General features: G+C 61.8%; 13 protein-coding genes. 4 read left to right on the top strand and 9 right to left on the bottom strand.

The window, feature by feature from the left end; all coding sequences use genetic code 11:
- The first annotated feature begins 130 nt into the window (after positions 1-130).
- Entirely contained in the window at positions 131-1129 is a 999-nt protein-coding gene (locus FJQ55_RS13125) for an extensin-like domain-containing protein (protein ID WP_140828489.1), read from the top strand.
- A 61-nt stretch (positions 1130-1190) separates the two neighbouring features.
- Here FJQ55_RS13125 and FJQ55_RS13130 read toward each other — a convergent pair whose 3' ends face one another.
- From FJQ55_RS13130 to FJQ55_RS13140, 3 genes are all read right to left on the bottom strand, one after another.
- The gene (locus tag FJQ55_RS13130) at positions 1191-3377 is read right to left on the bottom strand and encodes a TonB-dependent hemoglobin/transferrin/lactoferrin family receptor (RefSeq protein WP_140828490.1); all 2187 of its coding nucleotides are present in this window, start codon (positions 3375-3377) and stop codon (positions 1191-1193) included.
- A gap of 247 nt (positions 3378-3624) precedes the next feature.
- Positions 3625-5298, bottom strand: a complete 1674-nt coding sequence (locus FJQ55_RS13135; RefSeq protein WP_140828492.1) for a formate--tetrahydrofolate ligase — start codon at positions 5296-5298, stop codon at positions 3625-3627.
- Positions 5276-5521 (bottom strand): hypothetical protein, encoded by a 246-nt coding sequence (locus FJQ55_RS13140; RefSeq protein ID WP_140828493.1) that lies wholly within the window; start codon positions 5519-5521, stop codon positions 5276-5278. Before FJQ55_RS13140 ends, FJQ55_RS13135 begins: the two co-directional genes overlap by 23 nt.
- On the opposite strand from FJQ55_RS13140, the gene FJQ55_RS13145 reads away from it, so the two are divergent.
- Positions 5499-6020 carry a TIGR00645 family protein gene (locus FJQ55_RS13145; RefSeq protein WP_140828494.1) on the top strand — a complete coding sequence of 174 codons (522 nt, stop codon included), beginning with the start codon at positions 5499-5501 and terminating at the stop codon, positions 6018-6020. The two genes, FJQ55_RS13140 and FJQ55_RS13145, sit on opposite strands and share 23 nt — an antisense overlap.
- Before the next feature lie 160 nt (positions 6021-6180).
- On the opposite strand, the gene putA is transcribed toward FJQ55_RS13145, so the two are convergent.
- Positions 6181-9300 (bottom strand): bifunctional proline dehydrogenase/L-glutamate gamma-semialdehyde dehydrogenase PutA, encoded by a 3120-nt coding sequence (gene putA, locus FJQ55_RS13150; protein WP_140828496.1) that lies wholly within the window; start codon positions 9298-9300, stop codon positions 6181-6183.
- A 108-nt stretch (positions 9301-9408) separates the two neighbouring features.
- On the opposite strand from putA, the gene FJQ55_RS13155 reads away from it, so the two are divergent.
- Both FJQ55_RS13155 and FJQ55_RS13160 read left to right on the top strand, forming a co-directional pair.
- Positions 9409-9873, top strand: a complete 465-nt coding sequence (locus tag FJQ55_RS13155) for an Lrp/AsnC ligand binding domain-containing protein (protein WP_140828497.1) — start codon at positions 9409-9411, stop codon at positions 9871-9873.
- Positions 9874-10027: 154 nt separating this feature from the next.
- A complete protein-coding gene (locus tag FJQ55_RS13160; protein WP_246085097.1) occupies positions 10028-10744 on the top strand; it encodes a LuxR family transcriptional regulator in 717 nt (238 codons plus the stop codon).
- Between the two features lie 74 nt (positions 10745-10818).
- Here the strand turns inward: FJQ55_RS13160 and FJQ55_RS13165 are convergent, their stop codons facing one another.
- Genes FJQ55_RS13165 through FJQ55_RS13185 form a run of 5 tightly spaced genes read right to left on the bottom strand, consistent with a single transcriptional unit; the run spans position 10819 to position 15851 of the window.
- The gene (locus FJQ55_RS13165) at positions 10819-11928 is read right to left on the bottom strand and encodes a DUF2333 family protein (protein WP_140828498.1); all 1110 of its coding nucleotides are present in this window, start codon (positions 11926-11928) and stop codon (positions 10819-10821) included.
- Positions 11921-13216 carry a DUF6638 family protein gene (locus tag FJQ55_RS13170; RefSeq protein WP_140828500.1) on the bottom strand — a complete coding sequence of 432 codons (1296 nt, stop codon included), beginning with the start codon at positions 13214-13216 and terminating at the stop codon, positions 11921-11923. The genes FJQ55_RS13165 and FJQ55_RS13170 overlap by 8 nt, the downstream gene beginning before the upstream one ends.
- On the bottom strand, positions 13213-13623 hold the full coding sequence (locus FJQ55_RS13175; protein ID WP_140828501.1) for a helix-turn-helix domain-containing protein: 411 nt from the start codon (positions 13621-13623) through the stop codon (positions 13213-13215). Before FJQ55_RS13175 ends, FJQ55_RS13170 begins: the two co-directional genes overlap by 4 nt.
- The gene (locus FJQ55_RS13180) at positions 13623-13883 is read right to left on the bottom strand and encodes a type II toxin-antitoxin system RelE family toxin (protein WP_140828502.1); all 261 of its coding nucleotides are present in this window, start codon (positions 13881-13883) and stop codon (positions 13623-13625) included. The genes FJQ55_RS13175 and FJQ55_RS13180 overlap by 1 nt, the downstream gene beginning before the upstream one ends.
- A gap of 51 nt (positions 13884-13934) precedes the next feature.
- Positions 13935-15851, bottom strand: coding sequence for an AAA family ATPase (locus FJQ55_RS13185; protein ID WP_140828504.1), 1917 nt, complete (start codon positions 15849-15851; stop codon positions 13935-13937).
- Between the last annotated feature and the right edge of the window lie 2 nt (positions 15852-15853).

Genomic DNA, 15853 nt, shown 5'->3' on the forward strand with positions numbered 1-15853 from the left:
AAGACGATCTTCATGGGCGATTTGATAACCCGAGGCGAAGCGGCGCGCAAGCGGGATTTGCGCGGACCCCGCCATCGAACCTTTTGCGGCCCCCGTCGTTTCCGCCCCGGGGCGAACGACAGGAGCGGCCATGAGACATGCAACGGGCTTGATGCTGATCTGGCTGGCGGCGACGGGTGTAACATTGCCCGAGATCGGCCCGCCGGCGCCACCCAAGCCAGCCCAGTCCGTCACGCAAGACGAAGCCGCCGCCCCGGCGGAGGAGAAAGGCGCTGCCGACAGCTCTCAGACTCCGCCGACGCCACCCCTCCCCTCCGGTACGCCGCCAACGCCCTCGCCCGATCCGCGCGACACGCCCGATGCCACGTCCGCTCCCTCCGAGGTCCCGGCCGGGAAACCGGAGGCACCGGAGGCGCCCGTCGACGCGGAGAAGGCCGGGCAGCCGAAGACGGGGCCTTCGAAGCCCGACGATGGCGCGGCTCCGACAACGGAGGGCAAGCAGGAGCAAGCCGACAAACCGGAGCCGACCGCGCCGCCGCCGCCGCCCGATCCGGCACCGGTGTCAGAGAAGCCGGAAGAACTCGCCATGTGCCTGCGGGACCTGAAGGCCATAGGCGCCGATTTCACCGAAGATGCGATGATCGACGACGAGACGGGCTGCGGCATCGCTCACCCCGTTACCGTCCGCCGGATCCTGCCTTCGGTCACGCTGGAGCCGGAAGCCACCATTCGATGCGAGACGGCGCTGAGCCTCGCCCGCATGACCCGCGACATGCTGATCCCGGCCGCCGCCCGCGCCTTCCCCGACCGACCTGCTCTCTCCGGCATTTCCCAGGCCTCCGGCTATGTCTGCCGCAACCGCAACAGCGCCGAAACCGGCAAGATTTCCGAGCATGCCCATGGCAACGCCATCGACATCGCCGCCCTGCGCTTCAGCAAGGAAAGCGTGCCGCTGATGATCGCGAAACAGGACGACGGCACGGCAGAGGCTGCATTTCAGCGGGCGCTCAACGCCATCGCCTGTCTCTATTTCACCACCGTCCTCTCACCCGGCAGCGATGCGGCCCACCAGGACCACCTGCATCTGGACGTGATCGAGCGGAAGAGCGGGTTCCGCTATTGCCGCTGAACGAAAGACGGCGGCGCCCCGGATGGGACGCCGCCGCAGGCGGTGGAAGGGGCTGTGGGGGTTAGAATTTCTGAGAAATCGCAACCTTGAAGTAACGTCCGGCTTCCGAATAGATGTCGGAGGCGTTAGACACGTTCTTGACTTCGAGCGCATCGAAATACTTCTTGTCGAAGAGGTTGTAGACCCCTGCCTGGACGCGGAGCCCCTTAAACTGTTCAGGCTCCCACCATCCTGTCAGGTTCACAACTCCGTATCCGTCCGGCTTGGTCAGCGCAGCCGAGTCGTCCGGGACGGCGCTGGCCGCAACCAGGCTGACATCGGTTCCCCAGGCTTCCTGTTCATAACCGAACCCGACAATGGCCTTGAGCGGCGGGACGGATGCGAGCAGTTCGTCGCTGTCCAGATCGGTCCCGCGGGCATAGGCCAGCGAGCCATGCAGGTTGAAGCCATTCGCGAAGGTCTTGTGCGCTTCCAGCTCGACACCGCTGATCCGGACATTGTCGCGGTTGATGAACTGATAGGTGCCGAGGGCGTATCCCGATGTGGCGATGATATCAGATGTATCGATAAAGTTGTTGTACCGGGTGCTGAAGGCGCTGACGCGTCCACCAAAATCGTCTTCCCCGAGATTGGCACCGACGTCAAAGCCCCAGCTGGTTTCCGGCTTCAGGTCCGGATTGCCGATCGAACGATAGAGCGGCGCATTGTCGTAGTCGACATAGAGCTGGTAGGCGTTCGGAGCCTTAAAGGCCGTAACGAACTGTGCGTAGAGCTCGATGTCCGGCTTCACCTGCCACGCCGCACGAAGCTTTGGCGAGAAACGTGTGCCGCTCTGCCCTTCGGGCATATCTCCTTCAAAGGTATCGGTGGATTGCGGGTCTTCCTTGTACCAGTCAAAACGAAGGCCGGGTGTCACGGAAACCGCGCTATTGCCAAGGGTGATCTTGTCTTCGGCATAGGCGCCGAACCTGTAGGAATTCACGTCCGGCGAGTAGGACTGGTTGGTGTGGTAATAGGCGCAGCCGGGAACCCAGGTGACAGAGCAACTGTCGACACCGGACAGGTAGTAGCTGCTCTGTGTGAACCGGAAATCGGCTCCGAAGGTCAGTTGGTGGTTGAGGCTGCCCGTCGCAAAATCCGAATTGGCGTAGCCTGAAAAACCGATGTCACGCTGCTCGCTCTCCATCAGTCGGTCGTATTCGCCGATCGGCGCCGTCAAACGATAGGAGTCCTGCCCTTCCGTACGCGCCGAGCGCTGCCAGTAGACGGTCGCAGCCGCGCTGTCGATTAGGCTGTCATCGCCCACGGATTCGAACTCGTAGTCCAGAGAGACGCGATCGCGATCCTTTTCCTGGACCAGATCATAATCCCCGGCACGGTATGTTGTACCGTATGTACTGGAGGACATGTAGTCCTTACGGGAATTGTAGCCGTAGTGCTCAGCCGTCAGGCCGATACGGTGACCGCCCTCCAGATCCTGACGGATCTTGAAGAGGAAATTGCGCTGATTGTAATCCAACGGATCGGCTTCGGTCCGCGTGCTGCGCGTGCCACCGACATCGCCCTTTGTCTCGGTTTCCTGGCCCTTCTTGTAGGACGACTGAAACATCACCGATGTGTTCTCGATCTTTTTGGCAATGGCGCCCGAGGCGGTGAAAGATTTGTCGGAACCGTCGTAACCCAATTTGCCGATGCCACCGAACGTCGCACCATCCGCCAGCAGATCGTCCGGTTCAAGCGTGTTCAACAGGAGCGCGCCGCCCAGCGCGCCTGATCCGGCACGACTGGAGTCGGCGCTGTGCAAGACATCAACGGAGGACAGGGAGTTGAAGTCATAGGTATCGGCGCCGCCGCCGTAATTGTAGACCGTGTCGAAGAAATACGGCACCGGGATCCCGTCGATCGTCGTCAGAACCCGATCGGCCTCGAGGCCACGAATGTTTACGCTCTTCGACTGTCGGACATAGGTAACGCTCGGTTCGACTGTGTTGCCGAGATCGTCGACATCATCAACCTGCTTCTTTTGCAGCGTTTTGGAATCCGTTGTTGTCGACACGGGGGTATCCGCCACGGAACCGGCCGGCACGCGTTTGCCTTTCACCACGATCGTCTGCAACTGCGTCTCGTCGGCATCGGACGTCGTGGTCGATGGCGTTGCGCTGTCCTGAGCATGGGCCGGATGGATGGCGGAGACCGCCACGAGGGCGGTGCAGGCGAGCAGAAGAGGTCTGGCGGACCGGGAGCGCATGCGAATGTCCTTTCGATGGCCAGAAAGATGCGATCCCGAACCCGAAAGACGGGCGCAGGCTGGCCAAATGTGTTTGCGTCAAAACCGGGGCGAGGCCGAAACCTTCGCCTTAATCACGCCGTATAAAACATGATTATCTGAGTCAACATATAAAACATGATTCTTTTAATCATGAATTGTGATCACCGTCACCGTGGCGGAAATATCACAAATCGCCGATCAGTTCTGAGGGCGGGATGAGCCGGGGTCAGAACAGGCCCTCGATCGCGCCATCCCCGTTCAGCCGGATCCTTTCCGACGAGGGCACGCGTGGCAGGCCGGGCATGGTCATGATCTCCCCGGTGATCGCGACCACGAAGCCCGCGCCGGCAGAGAGCCTGACCTCGCGCACATGCACCGTATGCCCCTCGGGCGCACCGCGGAGCGTCGGATCGGTTGAAAAGGAATATTGCGTCTTTGCCATGCAGACAGGGAGGGAGCCATAGCCCTGCCGCTCCCAATCCGAGAGCTGATCGCGCACGGATTTGTCGGCGGTCACCTCGCCCGCGCGGTAGATCTCTGCGGCGATCCGCTCGATCTTGGAGAAGAGCGGCAGCGCATCCGGATAAAGCGGATGGAACTGCGAGGGCTGCTCGGCGATCTTCACGACCGCTTCCGCGAGCGCCGTGATCCCGGCCGAACCGTCCGCCCAGTGCCGGCAGAGGATGGCCTCGGCCCCGAGCCCCCTCGCCACCGCCTTGACGGCGGCGATTTCCGCTTCGGTGTCGGTGGTGAAATGGTTGATCGCGACGACCGCCGGCACGCCGAACTTGGCGAGGTTTTCCAGATGCCGGGCGAGATTGACAGCCCCGCGCTCGACGGCGGCCACGTCTTCCCGGCCGAGATCCTCCTTGACCACGCCGCCATTCATCTTCAGCGCCCGGACCGTCGCGACGATGACCACGGCCGAGGGTCTGAGCCCCGCCTTGCGGCATTTGATGTCGAAGAACTTTTCCGCCCCGAGATCGGCGCCGAAGCCGGCTTCGGTCACCACATAATCGCCGAGCTTCAGCGCCGTCTTCGTCGCCACGACCGAATTGCAGCCATGGGCGATATTGGCGAAAGGCCCGCCATGCACCAGCGCCGGATTGTTTTCGAGCGTCTGCACGAGGTTCGGCTGCAGCGCCTCCTTCAAGAGGACGGCCATCGCGCCGTCGGCCTTCAGATCACGCGCGAAGACCGGGCTCTTGTCGCGACGATAGCCGATGATGATCGCACCCAGCCGGCGTTCCAGATCGTCGAGATCGGTGGCGAGGCAGAGGATCGCCATGACTTCCGAGGCGACGGTGATATCGAAGCCCGCCTCACGCGGGAAACCGTTGGAAGCGCCACCGAGCGATGTCACGATCTGGCGCAGCGCCCGGTCGTTCATGTCCATCACCCGCCGCCAGGTGATGCGGCGCGTATCGATCGCGAGCTCGTTGCCCCAGTAGATGTGATTGTCGATCAGCGCCGAAAGCAGATTGTGGGCCGAGGTGATCGCGTGAAAATCGCCGGTGAAATGGAGGTTGATATCCTCCATCGGCACGACCTGCGCATAACCGCCACCGGCCGCCCCGCCCTTGACCCCGAAACAGGGGCCGAGCGAGGGCTCGCGGATGCAGATGACGGCCTTCTTCCCGATCCGGTTCAGGCCATCGCCGAGCCCGACGGTCGTCGTCGTTTTGCCCTCGCCCGCCGGTGTCGGATTGATCGCGGTCACCAGGATCAGCTTGCCGTCCGGCCGGTCGGCGAGCCCCTTGATGAAGGAGGCGGAGATCTTCGCCTTGTCGTGGCCATAAGGGATCAGGCTTTCGGAGGGAATGCCGAGCTTGCAACCGATCTCCTGGATCGGCCGCTTGGAAGCCGCGCGGGCGATGTCAATATCCGATGCCACTGTCATGCTGTCCCCCCTTTGTTTCATCGCTGTTTTGCAGCGGAGGATCGGCCGCCAAGACGATGCTGGCAAGGCGTCGGCCGGACTTTTTTCGACGATGCGCCACAGCGGCCGGCCCTGGCCGGGAAAGACGCCGCGACACCTCTTGTCGCCGCCCGCGGCCGTGTATTATGTGCAGTGCAAACATGCCGCCGAAGGAGAAGCCGATGAAATCGCTGGAACTGCTCATCGAAAAAATCATCCTGTCGAGCCGTTGGATCCTGGTCGCCTTCTATCTCGGCCTGGTCGCGGCGCTCGCCGTCTACGCGGTCGCCTTCGGCTACAAATTCCTGAAGGTCGCGCAAAACGTCTTCGTCTATGAAGACTTCCAGATGATCCTGGCCATGCTGGGCCTGATCGACGCCGCGCTGGTGGCGAGCCTGATCGTCATGGTGATGATCTCCGGCTACGAAAACTTCGTCAGCCGTTTCGACGAAGCCGACGACCAGGTGTCCTTCCTCGGCAAGCTCGACGCCGGCAGCCTCAAGATCAAGGTCGCCTCCTCGATCGTCGCGATCTCCTCGATCCATCTCTTGCAGGTCTTCCTCAACGCCAACCAGTACACCTCCGACAAGCTGATGTGGCTGACCCTCATCCACCTCGCCTTCGTCGTTTCGGCGGTGATGCTGGGCTATCTGGAGGTGATGATGAACGGCAAGAAGAAGGGTGGAGACGCGGACAAGATTTGAGGGGATGCACCCTCCCCTCGAGGGGGAGGGTCGGAGCGCAGCTCCGGGGTGGGGTGATGGCTGGGACGCCAGCGCCGGATCACAAGCCTCGCACTCGTGAAGGTTCACCCCCACCCGCCGCTTCGCGGCGACCTCCCCCCTCGAGGGGGAGGTGGGTATTTCACCCCTCCCCGATCGCAATCAGGCTGGCATTGCCGCCGGCGGCGGCCGTGTTGACCGAGATCACCTGCTCCAGTGCAAATCGGCTGAGGTAAGCCGGGCCGCCCGCCTTGAAGCCGGTGCCGGACATGCCGGAGCCACCGAAGGGCTGGGTGCCGACGACCGCGCCGATCATGTTGCGGTTGACATAGATATTGCCGGTATCGAGCGCCTCGGTGACGGTGCGGATCGTCGCTTCGATGCGGCTGTGGACGCCGAGTGTGAGGCCATACCCCGTTGCGTCGATCGAACCGATCACCTTGTCGAGTTCCTTGGCCTTCCAGCGCACGACATGCAGAACCGGGCCAAAGATTTCCTTGGTCAGCGCCTCGGGACGATTGAGTTCGATGATATGCGGGGCGAAGAAATTGCCGGTCGCGGGCACCTGGCCCGCATAACGCACCTTCTGGGTCCGCTTCATCTCGGCGACATGACCTTCGAGCATCGCCTTCTGCTTCTCATCGATGACGGGGCCGATATCGGTGGTGATCTCGAGCGGATTGCCGAGATTGAGTTCGCGGGCGGCACCCTCGATCATCTCGAGCATGCCGTCGGCAATGTCTTCCTGCAGATAAAGAATGCGGAGCGCCGAGCAGCGCTGGCCGGCCGAGCGGAAGGCGGACATGACGACATCGTCGGCCACCTGTTCGGCAAGCGCGGTGGCATCGACGATCATCGCATTCATGCCGCCGGTTTCTGCAATCAGCGGCACGATCGGGCCGTTCTTGGCGGCGAGCGTGCGGTTGATGGCCTGGGCCGTCGCGGTCGAGCCGGTGAAGGCGATACCGGCGAGCTGCGGATGGGCGGCGATCGCCGCACCGACATCGCCGGCGCCCGGCAGCAGCATCAGCACATCTTCGGGCACGCCCGCCTTGTGGAAGAGCTTCACCGCTTCAAAGGCAATCAGCGGGGTTTGGGGTGCTGGCTTGGCGACAACCGCATTTCCGGCGACGAGTGCCGCCGAGACCTGGCCGAGGAAGATCGCCAGCGGAAAGTTCCACGGCGAGATGCAGGCAAAGACGCCGCGACCGCGCCAAGAGAGACGGTTGAGCTCACCGGTCGGGCCGGGCATGACTTCGGCTTCACTGAACTGCTTGCGGGCCTGGTTGGCATAATAGCGGCAGAAGTCGACAGCCTCCCGGATTTCGGCCACGCCGTCATCCAGCGTCTTGCCGGCTTCCAGCGCGAGCAGGGTCAGGAGACGGTCGCGATCGGCCTCAAGGAGGTCGGCCAGCTTGTCGAGGGTTGCTGCGCGCTCCTCGACGGAAACGCGTGACCAGCGGGCAAAGCCCTTGCGGCCGGCAGCAAAGGCGCGATCAACATCGGCGGGCGTGGCGTTGCGCACGGTTCCGACCTTCTTGCTGCGATCGGCGGGCGACAGAACCGCGTCCTCGGCGGTGGCGCCGGTTGCACCCGGCACCAGCGGCCGAGCCGCGATCTCCGAGAGGGGAACGGAGATGCGTGCCATCAGCCGTTCCAGATTGTCACGATATCCGAATTCGAAGCCGGCGCTGTTCTTGCGATCGCCATAGAGGCCAAGCGGCATCGGGATCTGGCTGTGGCGGGCGCTCTGGCCATTGCCAAGCCCGAGCTTTTCGGTCGGCCGCTCCAGAAGTGCCGTGACCGGAATGTTCTTGTCTCCGGCAACGGCGACGAAGGAGGAGTTCGCGCCGTTTTCGAGCAGACGGCGAACGAGATAGGCGAGCAGATCGCGATAGCCACCGACCGGTGCATAGATGCGGCAGGCGATCCGGTCATTGCCCGACAGCAGCGTGTCGTAGAGGGCCTCGCCCATGCCATGCAGGCGCTGGAATTCGAAACCGGAGCGATCGGCACCGGCAAGCTCGATGATGGTCGAGACGGTCAGCGCATTGTGGGTGGCGAACTGCGGGAAGATGCGTGCGCGCTTTTCCATGAGCTTGGCCGCACAATGCAGATAGGAAAGGTCGGTCGCCGGCTTGCGGGTCCAGACCGGGTAGTCGTCGAGACCACGCTCCTGGGCGCGCTTCACTTCCGTGTCCCAATAGGCGCCCTTGACGAGGCGCACCATCATCCGGCGACCATATTGCTGGCAGAGGCTGTCGATATAGTCGATCACCTGCGGCGCGCGCTTCTGATAGGCCTGGATGGCCAGACCAAAACCGTCCCAGCCGGCAAGCGACGGATCGGCAAAGACGGCCGCGATCACGTCGAGGGAGAGTTCGAGACGGTCGGCCTCTTCGGCATCGACGGTGAAATTGAGCTGATGCGCCTTGGCCATCTGCGCGAGCTTCAGGAGATCCGGCACAAGTTCGCGCATCACCCGATCACGATGGGTCGCGAGATAACGCGGATGCAGCGCCGAGAGCTTGACCGAGATGCCCATGCGGTTCGGCAGTTGCTGGCTCTTGCCATGTTTGGCCATATGCGCGCCGATCGCCTCGATGGCCATGGCGTAGGACTGGAAGTAGCGCTTTGCGTCTTCGGCCGTGCGGGCCCCCTCGCCGAGCATGTCGAAGGAATGGCGATAGCCGCGCTCCTCGCTCTTGGCAGCGCGCGACAGCGCATCCTTGATGGTTTCGCCGAGCACGAAATGATGGCCGAGGAAGCGCATCGCCTGCTTGGTGGCGGAGCGCACGGTGGGCAGGCCGAGCCGCTTGACGAGGCCGCGCATGACACCCTCGGGCGTCTCGCCCGGGCGGATGACGCGGGCCGACAGGCCGAGGGCCCAGGCAGAGGCCGAGACGAACCAGCTGTCGCCATGCGCCTCGTGTTCGCTCCAGCCCCCCTCTTTCAGCTTGTCCTCGATCAGCCGATCCTGGGTGAGCGCATCCGGCACGCGCAAGAGCGCCTCGGCGAGCACCATCAGCGCCAGACCTTCGCGCGTGGACAGGCCATATTCGCGCAGAAAATCCTCAACACCGCCGACCGAGCCGGAATTGTTGCGGATCGCCTCGATATAGGTCGTTGCGCGGCGGTCGATGGCGCTATTCTGGCTCGCCGAGAGCGACAGACGCGATGCAAAGTGGCGAATGAGCTGGTCATCGTCGCCGGCATAGGGGGCTTCGAAACGCGGGAAATCTGTCGTGGCTGGCTTGATCATTGTCACCTCCGTGGTATGCGCAACATATCTTTAGTTTTGCAGGATTTCCCGCTATTCTTCAGTCAAATTTCCGCAACAAACACTACCAAGATGGAGTTTCGTAGAGAGATGAGCAAGGAAATCGATCGTCTTGATCGCAAGATTCTCCGCGCGCTTCAGACCGAGGGACGCCTGACCAATATCGAGCTTGCCGAGCGAGTAAATCTGTCCCCGACGGCGACCGCTGAACGGGTGCGGCGATTGACGCGGGAGGGCTATATTACCGGCTACGCCGCGATCCTGTCGCCACAGAAGCTCGGCCGCAACCTGTTGGTCTTCATAGAGGTGAAACTGGATCGGACGACGGCGGACGTTTTCGACACGTTCGCGGCGGCGGTCAAACGCTCGGACGACGTGATGGAATGCCATATGGTGGCCGGCGGCTTCGACTATCTGGTCAAGGCGCGAGTCGCAGGCATGGATGCCTATCGGCAATTCCTGTCAGAGGTGATTCTGCCGCTTCCTGGAGTCCGCGAGACCCATACCTATGCAGTGATGGAGGAGGTAAAGGCGGGCTCTGCCCTGCCGGTATGAATATGGAGGTAACGGGCACCTGCTATTTTGAGTGGCACCGCTCAGGAATTAGTCATATTAATGGTGGTCAGGGCCGAAAAAGCGCTAGCTTTTCGTTCTGACTGATATAATTGTTCAAACTTACAGTTAGTTCTCAACTTTCGAAACAAGAAAAATGCTGCCACAACGACAGACGCTCTTGAGCCAGGAAATCGGGAGCTGCCAAAGCCGTGCGGATCTGTTGGAATGCTGGAAGCAGGCGGCGCGCGGATACGGTCTCGAGCATGTGACCCTAGCCACGGCCCCGACGGCTCAGGACAAGATTTTCGGGCCGCTGGTGCGCGAAACCACGCTTCCCGTCGACTACTGCCGCGAATTCGACCGTCAGGGTTTCCTGCGCTACTGCCCGACGGTGCCGCATATCACCCGCACGATCATGCACGCCACCTGGTGGCTGGGTCCCGATGGCCACAGCCCGGATTTCGAGTGCCCTTTGCCGCTCGCCGAGCTGATGCGCAAGCACGACCTGCTCTCCGGCATTCTGTTTTCGCTGACCGCCATCGACGGGACCCGCTACGTGGTCCGCTACGACGGCAGCCGGACACCCCTGCCGCAGCAGGACATCAATGAATTGTCCATGCTGACGACCCAGGCCTTCGACGTGTTCGACCGGCTGCGCCGCACGACCAGCAACGTCAATGTTCTGTCAGCGCGCGAACTGGAAGTGCTGCGCTGGACCGCGCAGGGCAAGACCTCGCTGGAGATCGGCCAGATCCTGTCGCTCTCCGACCACACGGTAAACGCCTATATGACCAATGCCATCCGCAAGCTCGATTGCGTCAACCGCACCCAGCTGGTCGCCAAGGCCATCCGGATGAAGATCATCAGCTGACCGTGCCAAGCCTTTGAAAAGCAAAAGGCCCGATCTAGCCGATCGGGCCTTTTGCTTTGAAGAGGAACCTGCCATCAACGATCGAGAATTGCCCGGATCTCTACCATGTTGGAGCGTACCCGCAGCGTGTAGAAGCCCATGGTGGTCAGATGGGTTGGCATGATCCAGCCATCTTCGCTGCCATTCGAGATGATCGCCGGCTGGATCTTCAGGGCACCCTGCAACTGACGATCCATCTCGGCCCAGATGGCAGTGAGGTTGCGCTCACGGATCACATCGCCGAAATCGGCATGGGCAGCTTTCAAGAGCGCATATTGTGCATAGAGCTGGCCGAAGGCGAACCAGTAGCGGTCGTCGGCGCGGGTATCGAACCAGCCAGCATTGAACTCCTCCGAGCGGCGGCGAAGAATGTCAGAGGTATTGCCGAGATCACTTGCCATGCCGTCGAGAAGCTGTAGCAGGTTATCGGCCCGGCTGTCGAAGACGGCATCGCAACTGGCAAGTGACGTGTTGAAGCGGTTCCAGCTGTCCACGGCTGCGCGATAATAGCTCGGGGTGGGCGTCTTGAAGCCGAAGGGATCGACGCCGAAATACCAGGTGCCTTCGTCAAACTGGATATTGCCGCGCGCATTCTGCAGATCGTTGTTGATGCCGGATGTTCCGCGAACGCGGCCAAGGTTGTCGGCAAGCTGGATGGCGGTGCGCCGCACCACCTGATTCACGCCGCGCTGGAAAGAGGCCTTGTTGTCGAAGAAGGGCGTGTTGTCCCAATCGATGCCGAAGAAGCCGAGCTTGTAGAGAAGCGTCGACGATATCCAGGTGTTCTGGTTGACATTCTGATCGGTGAGAGCGGCGGCGAGCGTGACGATGGCCGAATCCTGGCAACGATTGGCCTGGTCCGGGATTGCCGCACCCGCAGGTACCGTTCGCGTGTCGAGCTTGTAGCTCGTCACGAAAGCCGGGTCGAAGCCGTTCCAGATCTGGGTGCGATAGAAGAACTGGCCATAGGCGAGGATCAGCAGCACGAGGATGCCGAGGATCGGTCCCTTGATGATCCATGTACGGTCGCGGTACCAGCCATGGGCGGCGAGAAACGGCCAGAGCAGCCAGGCAACCACCAACCCGACGCCGCGGCCGATCGCTGCAAAGACGCGCTGGAAGAACGCGATGATCGGATCAAGCATGGTCATCTCCTATGCCGTAGAGGCGTCTGCGAAACTGGGCCTTGTCCTGCAGATAGGTCTGCGTCAGGCGGGATACAACATAATCGCCATAAGGCGAAGGATAGGACTGGTAGTCGCGGTAGAAACCCTGCTTGTCGAAGACGAAGCGGGAGACGAAGTCTTCGGGCGTCAGATGCGCAATCAGCCGGTTGGTCAGCCACTGGTCGGCATGCCCCGGCTGGGCACGGACAAGCCAGTGGCGAAGCCTCGGATCGAAATCGGCAAGGCTGAGCGTGCCGGACCGCGCCAGCATCCGCATCGCCTCCTGCAGGAAAGGATAGACGCCGTGTTCGGCAATCGCCCGCCCATGGGTGTGCTGGAACGTCTGCTGCCAGACCACGTCCACCCGCGACAGATCCGGCAGTGGCAGCTGGGCCGCAGCAACCGACAGCAGCACCATCTCCGCCCGGTGCGCGAGCAGGCCCGAGGCCTCTACCCAGCTTGCCCGCGGCAGCTCGATGCGGCCGGTGCGGGCGAGAAAATCAAAGATCTGCGCCCGGTCTTTGATGGAGATATAACTGACCTGCCAAGGCCGCGAGCGCCGGAAACCCGGGGCCTCCGGGTCACAGATCACCGTTGCCTGCTTATCGTCGGTAAAGACGAAGACGCCGCTGAAATGATCCGCCCAGAAGGCGTCGTGGCGAAAGATCACCTTGTCCGGCACCAGCGTGTTTTGCCGGATGTCGCCGGTCTGGCGCGATAGCTCGACCATGCGGTTGAGCATTGTATCGCCGCGCCAGGCATCCTGGCTGGTGAGCAACTGATCGCAGAGCTGGCGCAGTTCACCGGCTTTGCCGAGCAGGTCTTCGGCCGAAAGCACGCGAAATTTCACCTCGTTGATCGACAAGAGGTCTTCAAGCGTCTTCACCTCGGCAACCGAATCCTCGATCTCTCCGTAAAGCGCATCCTTCAGCGTGATCGCGTGAATGGCGCGGGCATTGGCCGCAAAGAACTCGTGCATCAGGCCGGCCGTATTGGAGAAGCTCGTATGCACGACCGGCAGATCATTCTGCTCCGGCGTCAGGATGATAAAACGACGATTGACCTTCTGCGGATCGAGATAGTCGGGGTCACCGAACTCCGTCGCCACCTGCGGCGAAAACCCGGTGATGTCGATGTCGAATTCGGCAAGCTTGGTTTCCGGCAGGCCGAAGCCTTTGAGCGCCTTGTTGTAACGGGCGATCAGATGCGGCTCGCGGATGGTGAGGAGGCGACCGTAGATGAGTTCGGCTTCGAGGAGGCGGTTCATGCGGTATCTGCGACCTTCCTGTCCTCGTGCCGCCAGTAAAGGTCGTCGAGGTCGAGTTTCAAGACATCGGCGATAGCCTTAAGCGTAGCAACACTGCCATCCTTCTTGCCGGTTTCGATTTCTGATAGATAAGCGGTGCTGATTCCGGCGGCGGCAGCGAGGTCTTTGGCCGCCATACCACGAAAATTGCGCCACACACGGATCGGGCTTTCGCCTTCACTCATACGATTGACGTACTCGGCAGGGATCAGTTCTTCCTCGCCGGCCGCAAGCTTGCGTTCGAAATCCGCGATTGTGAGGCTGTCTTCCAAATCCTCGATGCGTTGAATCAGCGCCTCGTAGTTCTTGCGGCTGAGCACGATCATCTCTTCGCCATCCGGCGCAGTGAATGATGATGCGATCGTCATCAGAGTTCTCCCTCATAGGCTTCACCGCGAGCGGCGACACGCACCACGTCAACGACGGTTCCGTCTTCACGAAAGATCACCCGCCAGTCACCGACCCGAAGGCGATGATAGCGGCTGTCACGCAACTTCTTGACATTGTTAGCGAGTGAAGCCGGGTCGGTAGCATACTGGAGAACCTTGGACCGGATACGTCGCGCTTCGTTCGCCGGCATCCGGTTCAAGGTCCGTATGGCATCCTTGCTGTAGACAATGTCCGGCACATCCTAATCCTCAACCCCGATCCCGACAACCAAATTCGCAAATAGCGAATTTCACCACATCCCCTCCCCCTTCAAGCGCTCGATCTCCCCGATCGCCCGCTCCCGCTGCCGTTCCCGCCTGACAATCTCCTCCACCGCAGCCTCGTCCGACTTGTCGGCATAGCGGAATTCGCTGTCGGCGTAGCGGTTGATCTCTTGGCAGATCATCTCCATCGTCACGGGACCACGCAGCTCCGCGATCATCGCCTTCTTCTCGTCGTAGCTCTTGTGGACGAAAGCGTCAGGCTTTTCGAACCAGGCGTCGGGCAGTTCGACATCCATCGCCCTCATCTTGATCGCATCGGTGATGTTCTTGATCGCACGACCGGTGAATCGCGGCTCGGCGAGCTTGATCGCATGCAGATAGCCGCCGACATCGGCGAGCGTCTGGATCTTGCCGTTCTCCGTCTCGTAGCGCTCCCAGACGGCCACGAGCCCGTCCTCCTTTGGCCGGTCGTGCTCGCCATAGGAGCGGCTAACGGCCTTCTGGATCTCCTGGCCGGCAAACAGCTGGTGGTCTCCGAGCGGGATAGAGTGGTTCTTGCCGACGAGCAGCGAGAAGATGTCGATATAGTCCTCGCGCGTCTGCGGCCCGTCGACCAGCCAGCGGGCGCCGGCGCGCTGGCGCAGCGCATCGTCGACATTCTCGGGATAGTTGGAGAACATGCCGAAGGTGGCATTGCCCCGGACCACAGTCGAAGCACCGGCAAAGCTCTCCATCAGCACCGCAGTGACCTCGTGCTGACCAGATGACGCCCGGTCGTCCGAGCGCTTGGCCGTCACCTGGTCGACATCGTCGATCGTGCCGAAACCGATGACGCGCGGATTGAGCACGTTGTTGACGAAGCTCTTGGCATTCTGGCCCGACTTGCCCTGATAGGACGAGATCTGGTCGACGCCGAAATTCTCGTAGTGGAAGGCATAACCCGCCATCTTGCAGTAGTCGTTCAGGAGACCTGCCAGCATCTGGATCAGGATCGTCTTGCCCGTGCCCGGCATGCCGTCGCCGATGAAGGTGAAGAGGAAGCCGCCGAGCTCGACGAAGGGGTTCATCTGCCGGTCGAAATCATAGGCCATCAGCATCTTGGCAAGCTTCAGCGCCTGATACTTGGCGATGTGATTGCCGATGATTTCTTCCGGCTTCTTGAAGCTCATCGTGAGCGGCTTGGACTTGGCGCTCGGCACGGCGTCGAAACCGTCGAGTGTGAAATCGTCCTGATCGACGCGGATATGGGCGTTCTCGAAGGCACCGAGATGCTCGAAGCGCGCCTTGCGGGTCAATAGCCCCTGCAGAGCCAGTTCGGCGAAGGCACGGGTGCGGCCGATCACGGTCGCGTCGTCGCCGGCCCCATGCAGGGCCGCATCCAGCCCGCCGACCAGGCTTTTGAGCGCATCCTGGGCAGTATCGAACAGGAAATCCGGCTCGCGCTGCCCGTCGAGCTGAGCGCTCTCGCCCGCAATTGTCGACAGCAGATAGGCGGAGAAAGCGAAGGCCGAGATATAGGATGCCGATGCCAGAAGCCCCTTGAACCGCGCAGCCTCCTCGCCCTGCAAGGGGGCAGTGATATTGCGGGCCTGCAGGCTTTCGAGCTCGGTCTGCCGGGCGAACACATCGGTGACCGCCAGCGCCACCTGTGCTCCGCGCCGGACACGATAAAGCACCGTGTGCTGGGCAGGCGTCAGGAGCGGATCGCCCTGCCCGCTCGCCTGGATCGTTTTTGTCAGCTCCACCTCGCGGGTCTTGCGCACGGACCCGGTCGACACCGTCGAAACGAAGCGGCGGCTCGTCCCGGCGAGTGCCGCCCCGTCGCTGCCGCCGCCGCCGGCATCCAGCATGACGAAGCGCGTGACCAGCCCCTGGGCGACAACGAGATGTTTGGCGATATCCGCCTCGTGCAGCGTGGTGAGCCCGGCCGTCAATTCGCTCATCT

Origin of the sequence: Rhizobium glycinendophyticum (genome assembly GCF_006443685.1) — a bacterium.
GTDB lineage: Bacteria > Pseudomonadota > Alphaproteobacteria > Rhizobiales > Rhizobiaceae > Allorhizobium > Allorhizobium glycinendophyticum.

Coding starts and splice junctions, on each gene's coding strand:
- FJQ55_RS13125 (WP_140828489.1), top strand. CDS start 131: ATGAGACATGCAACGGGCTTGATGCTGATCTGGCTGGCGGCGACGGGT.
- FJQ55_RS13130 (WP_140828490.1), bottom strand. CDS start 3,377: ATGCGCTCCCGGTCCGCCAGACCTCTTCTGCTCGCCTGCACCGCCCTC.
- FJQ55_RS13135 (WP_140828492.1), bottom strand. CDS start 5,298: ATGACAGTGGCATCGGATATTGACATCGCCCGCGCGGCTTCCAAGCGG.
- FJQ55_RS13145 (WP_140828494.1), top strand. CDS start 5,499: ATGAAATCGCTGGAACTGCTCATCGAAAAAATCATCCTGTCGAGCCGT.
- FJQ55_RS13140 (WP_140828493.1), bottom strand. CDS start 5,521: ATGAGCAGTTCCAGCGATTTCATCGGCTTCTCCTTCGGCGGCATGTTT.
- putA (WP_140828496.1), bottom strand. CDS start 9,300: ATGATCAAGCCAGCCACGACAGATTTCCCGCGTTTCGAAGCCCCCTAT.
- FJQ55_RS13155 (WP_140828497.1), top strand. CDS start 9,409: ATGAGCAAGGAAATCGATCGTCTTGATCGCAAGATTCTCCGCGCGCTT.
- FJQ55_RS13160 (WP_246085097.1), top strand. CDS start 10,028: ATGCTGCCACAACGACAGACGCTCTTGAGCCAGGAAATCGGGAGCTGC.
- FJQ55_RS13165 (WP_140828498.1), bottom strand. CDS start 11,928: ATGCTTGATCCGATCATCGCGTTCTTCCAGCGCGTCTTTGCAGCGATC.
- FJQ55_RS13170 (WP_140828500.1), bottom strand. CDS start 13,216: ATGAACCGCCTCCTCGAAGCCGAACTCATCTACGGTCGCCTCCTCACC.
- FJQ55_RS13175 (WP_140828501.1), bottom strand. CDS start 13,623: ATGACGATCGCATCATCATTCACTGCGCCGGATGGCGAAGAGATGATC.
- FJQ55_RS13185 (WP_140828504.1), bottom strand. CDS start 15,851: ATGAGCGAATTGACGGCCGGGCTCACCACGCTGCACGAGGCGGATATC.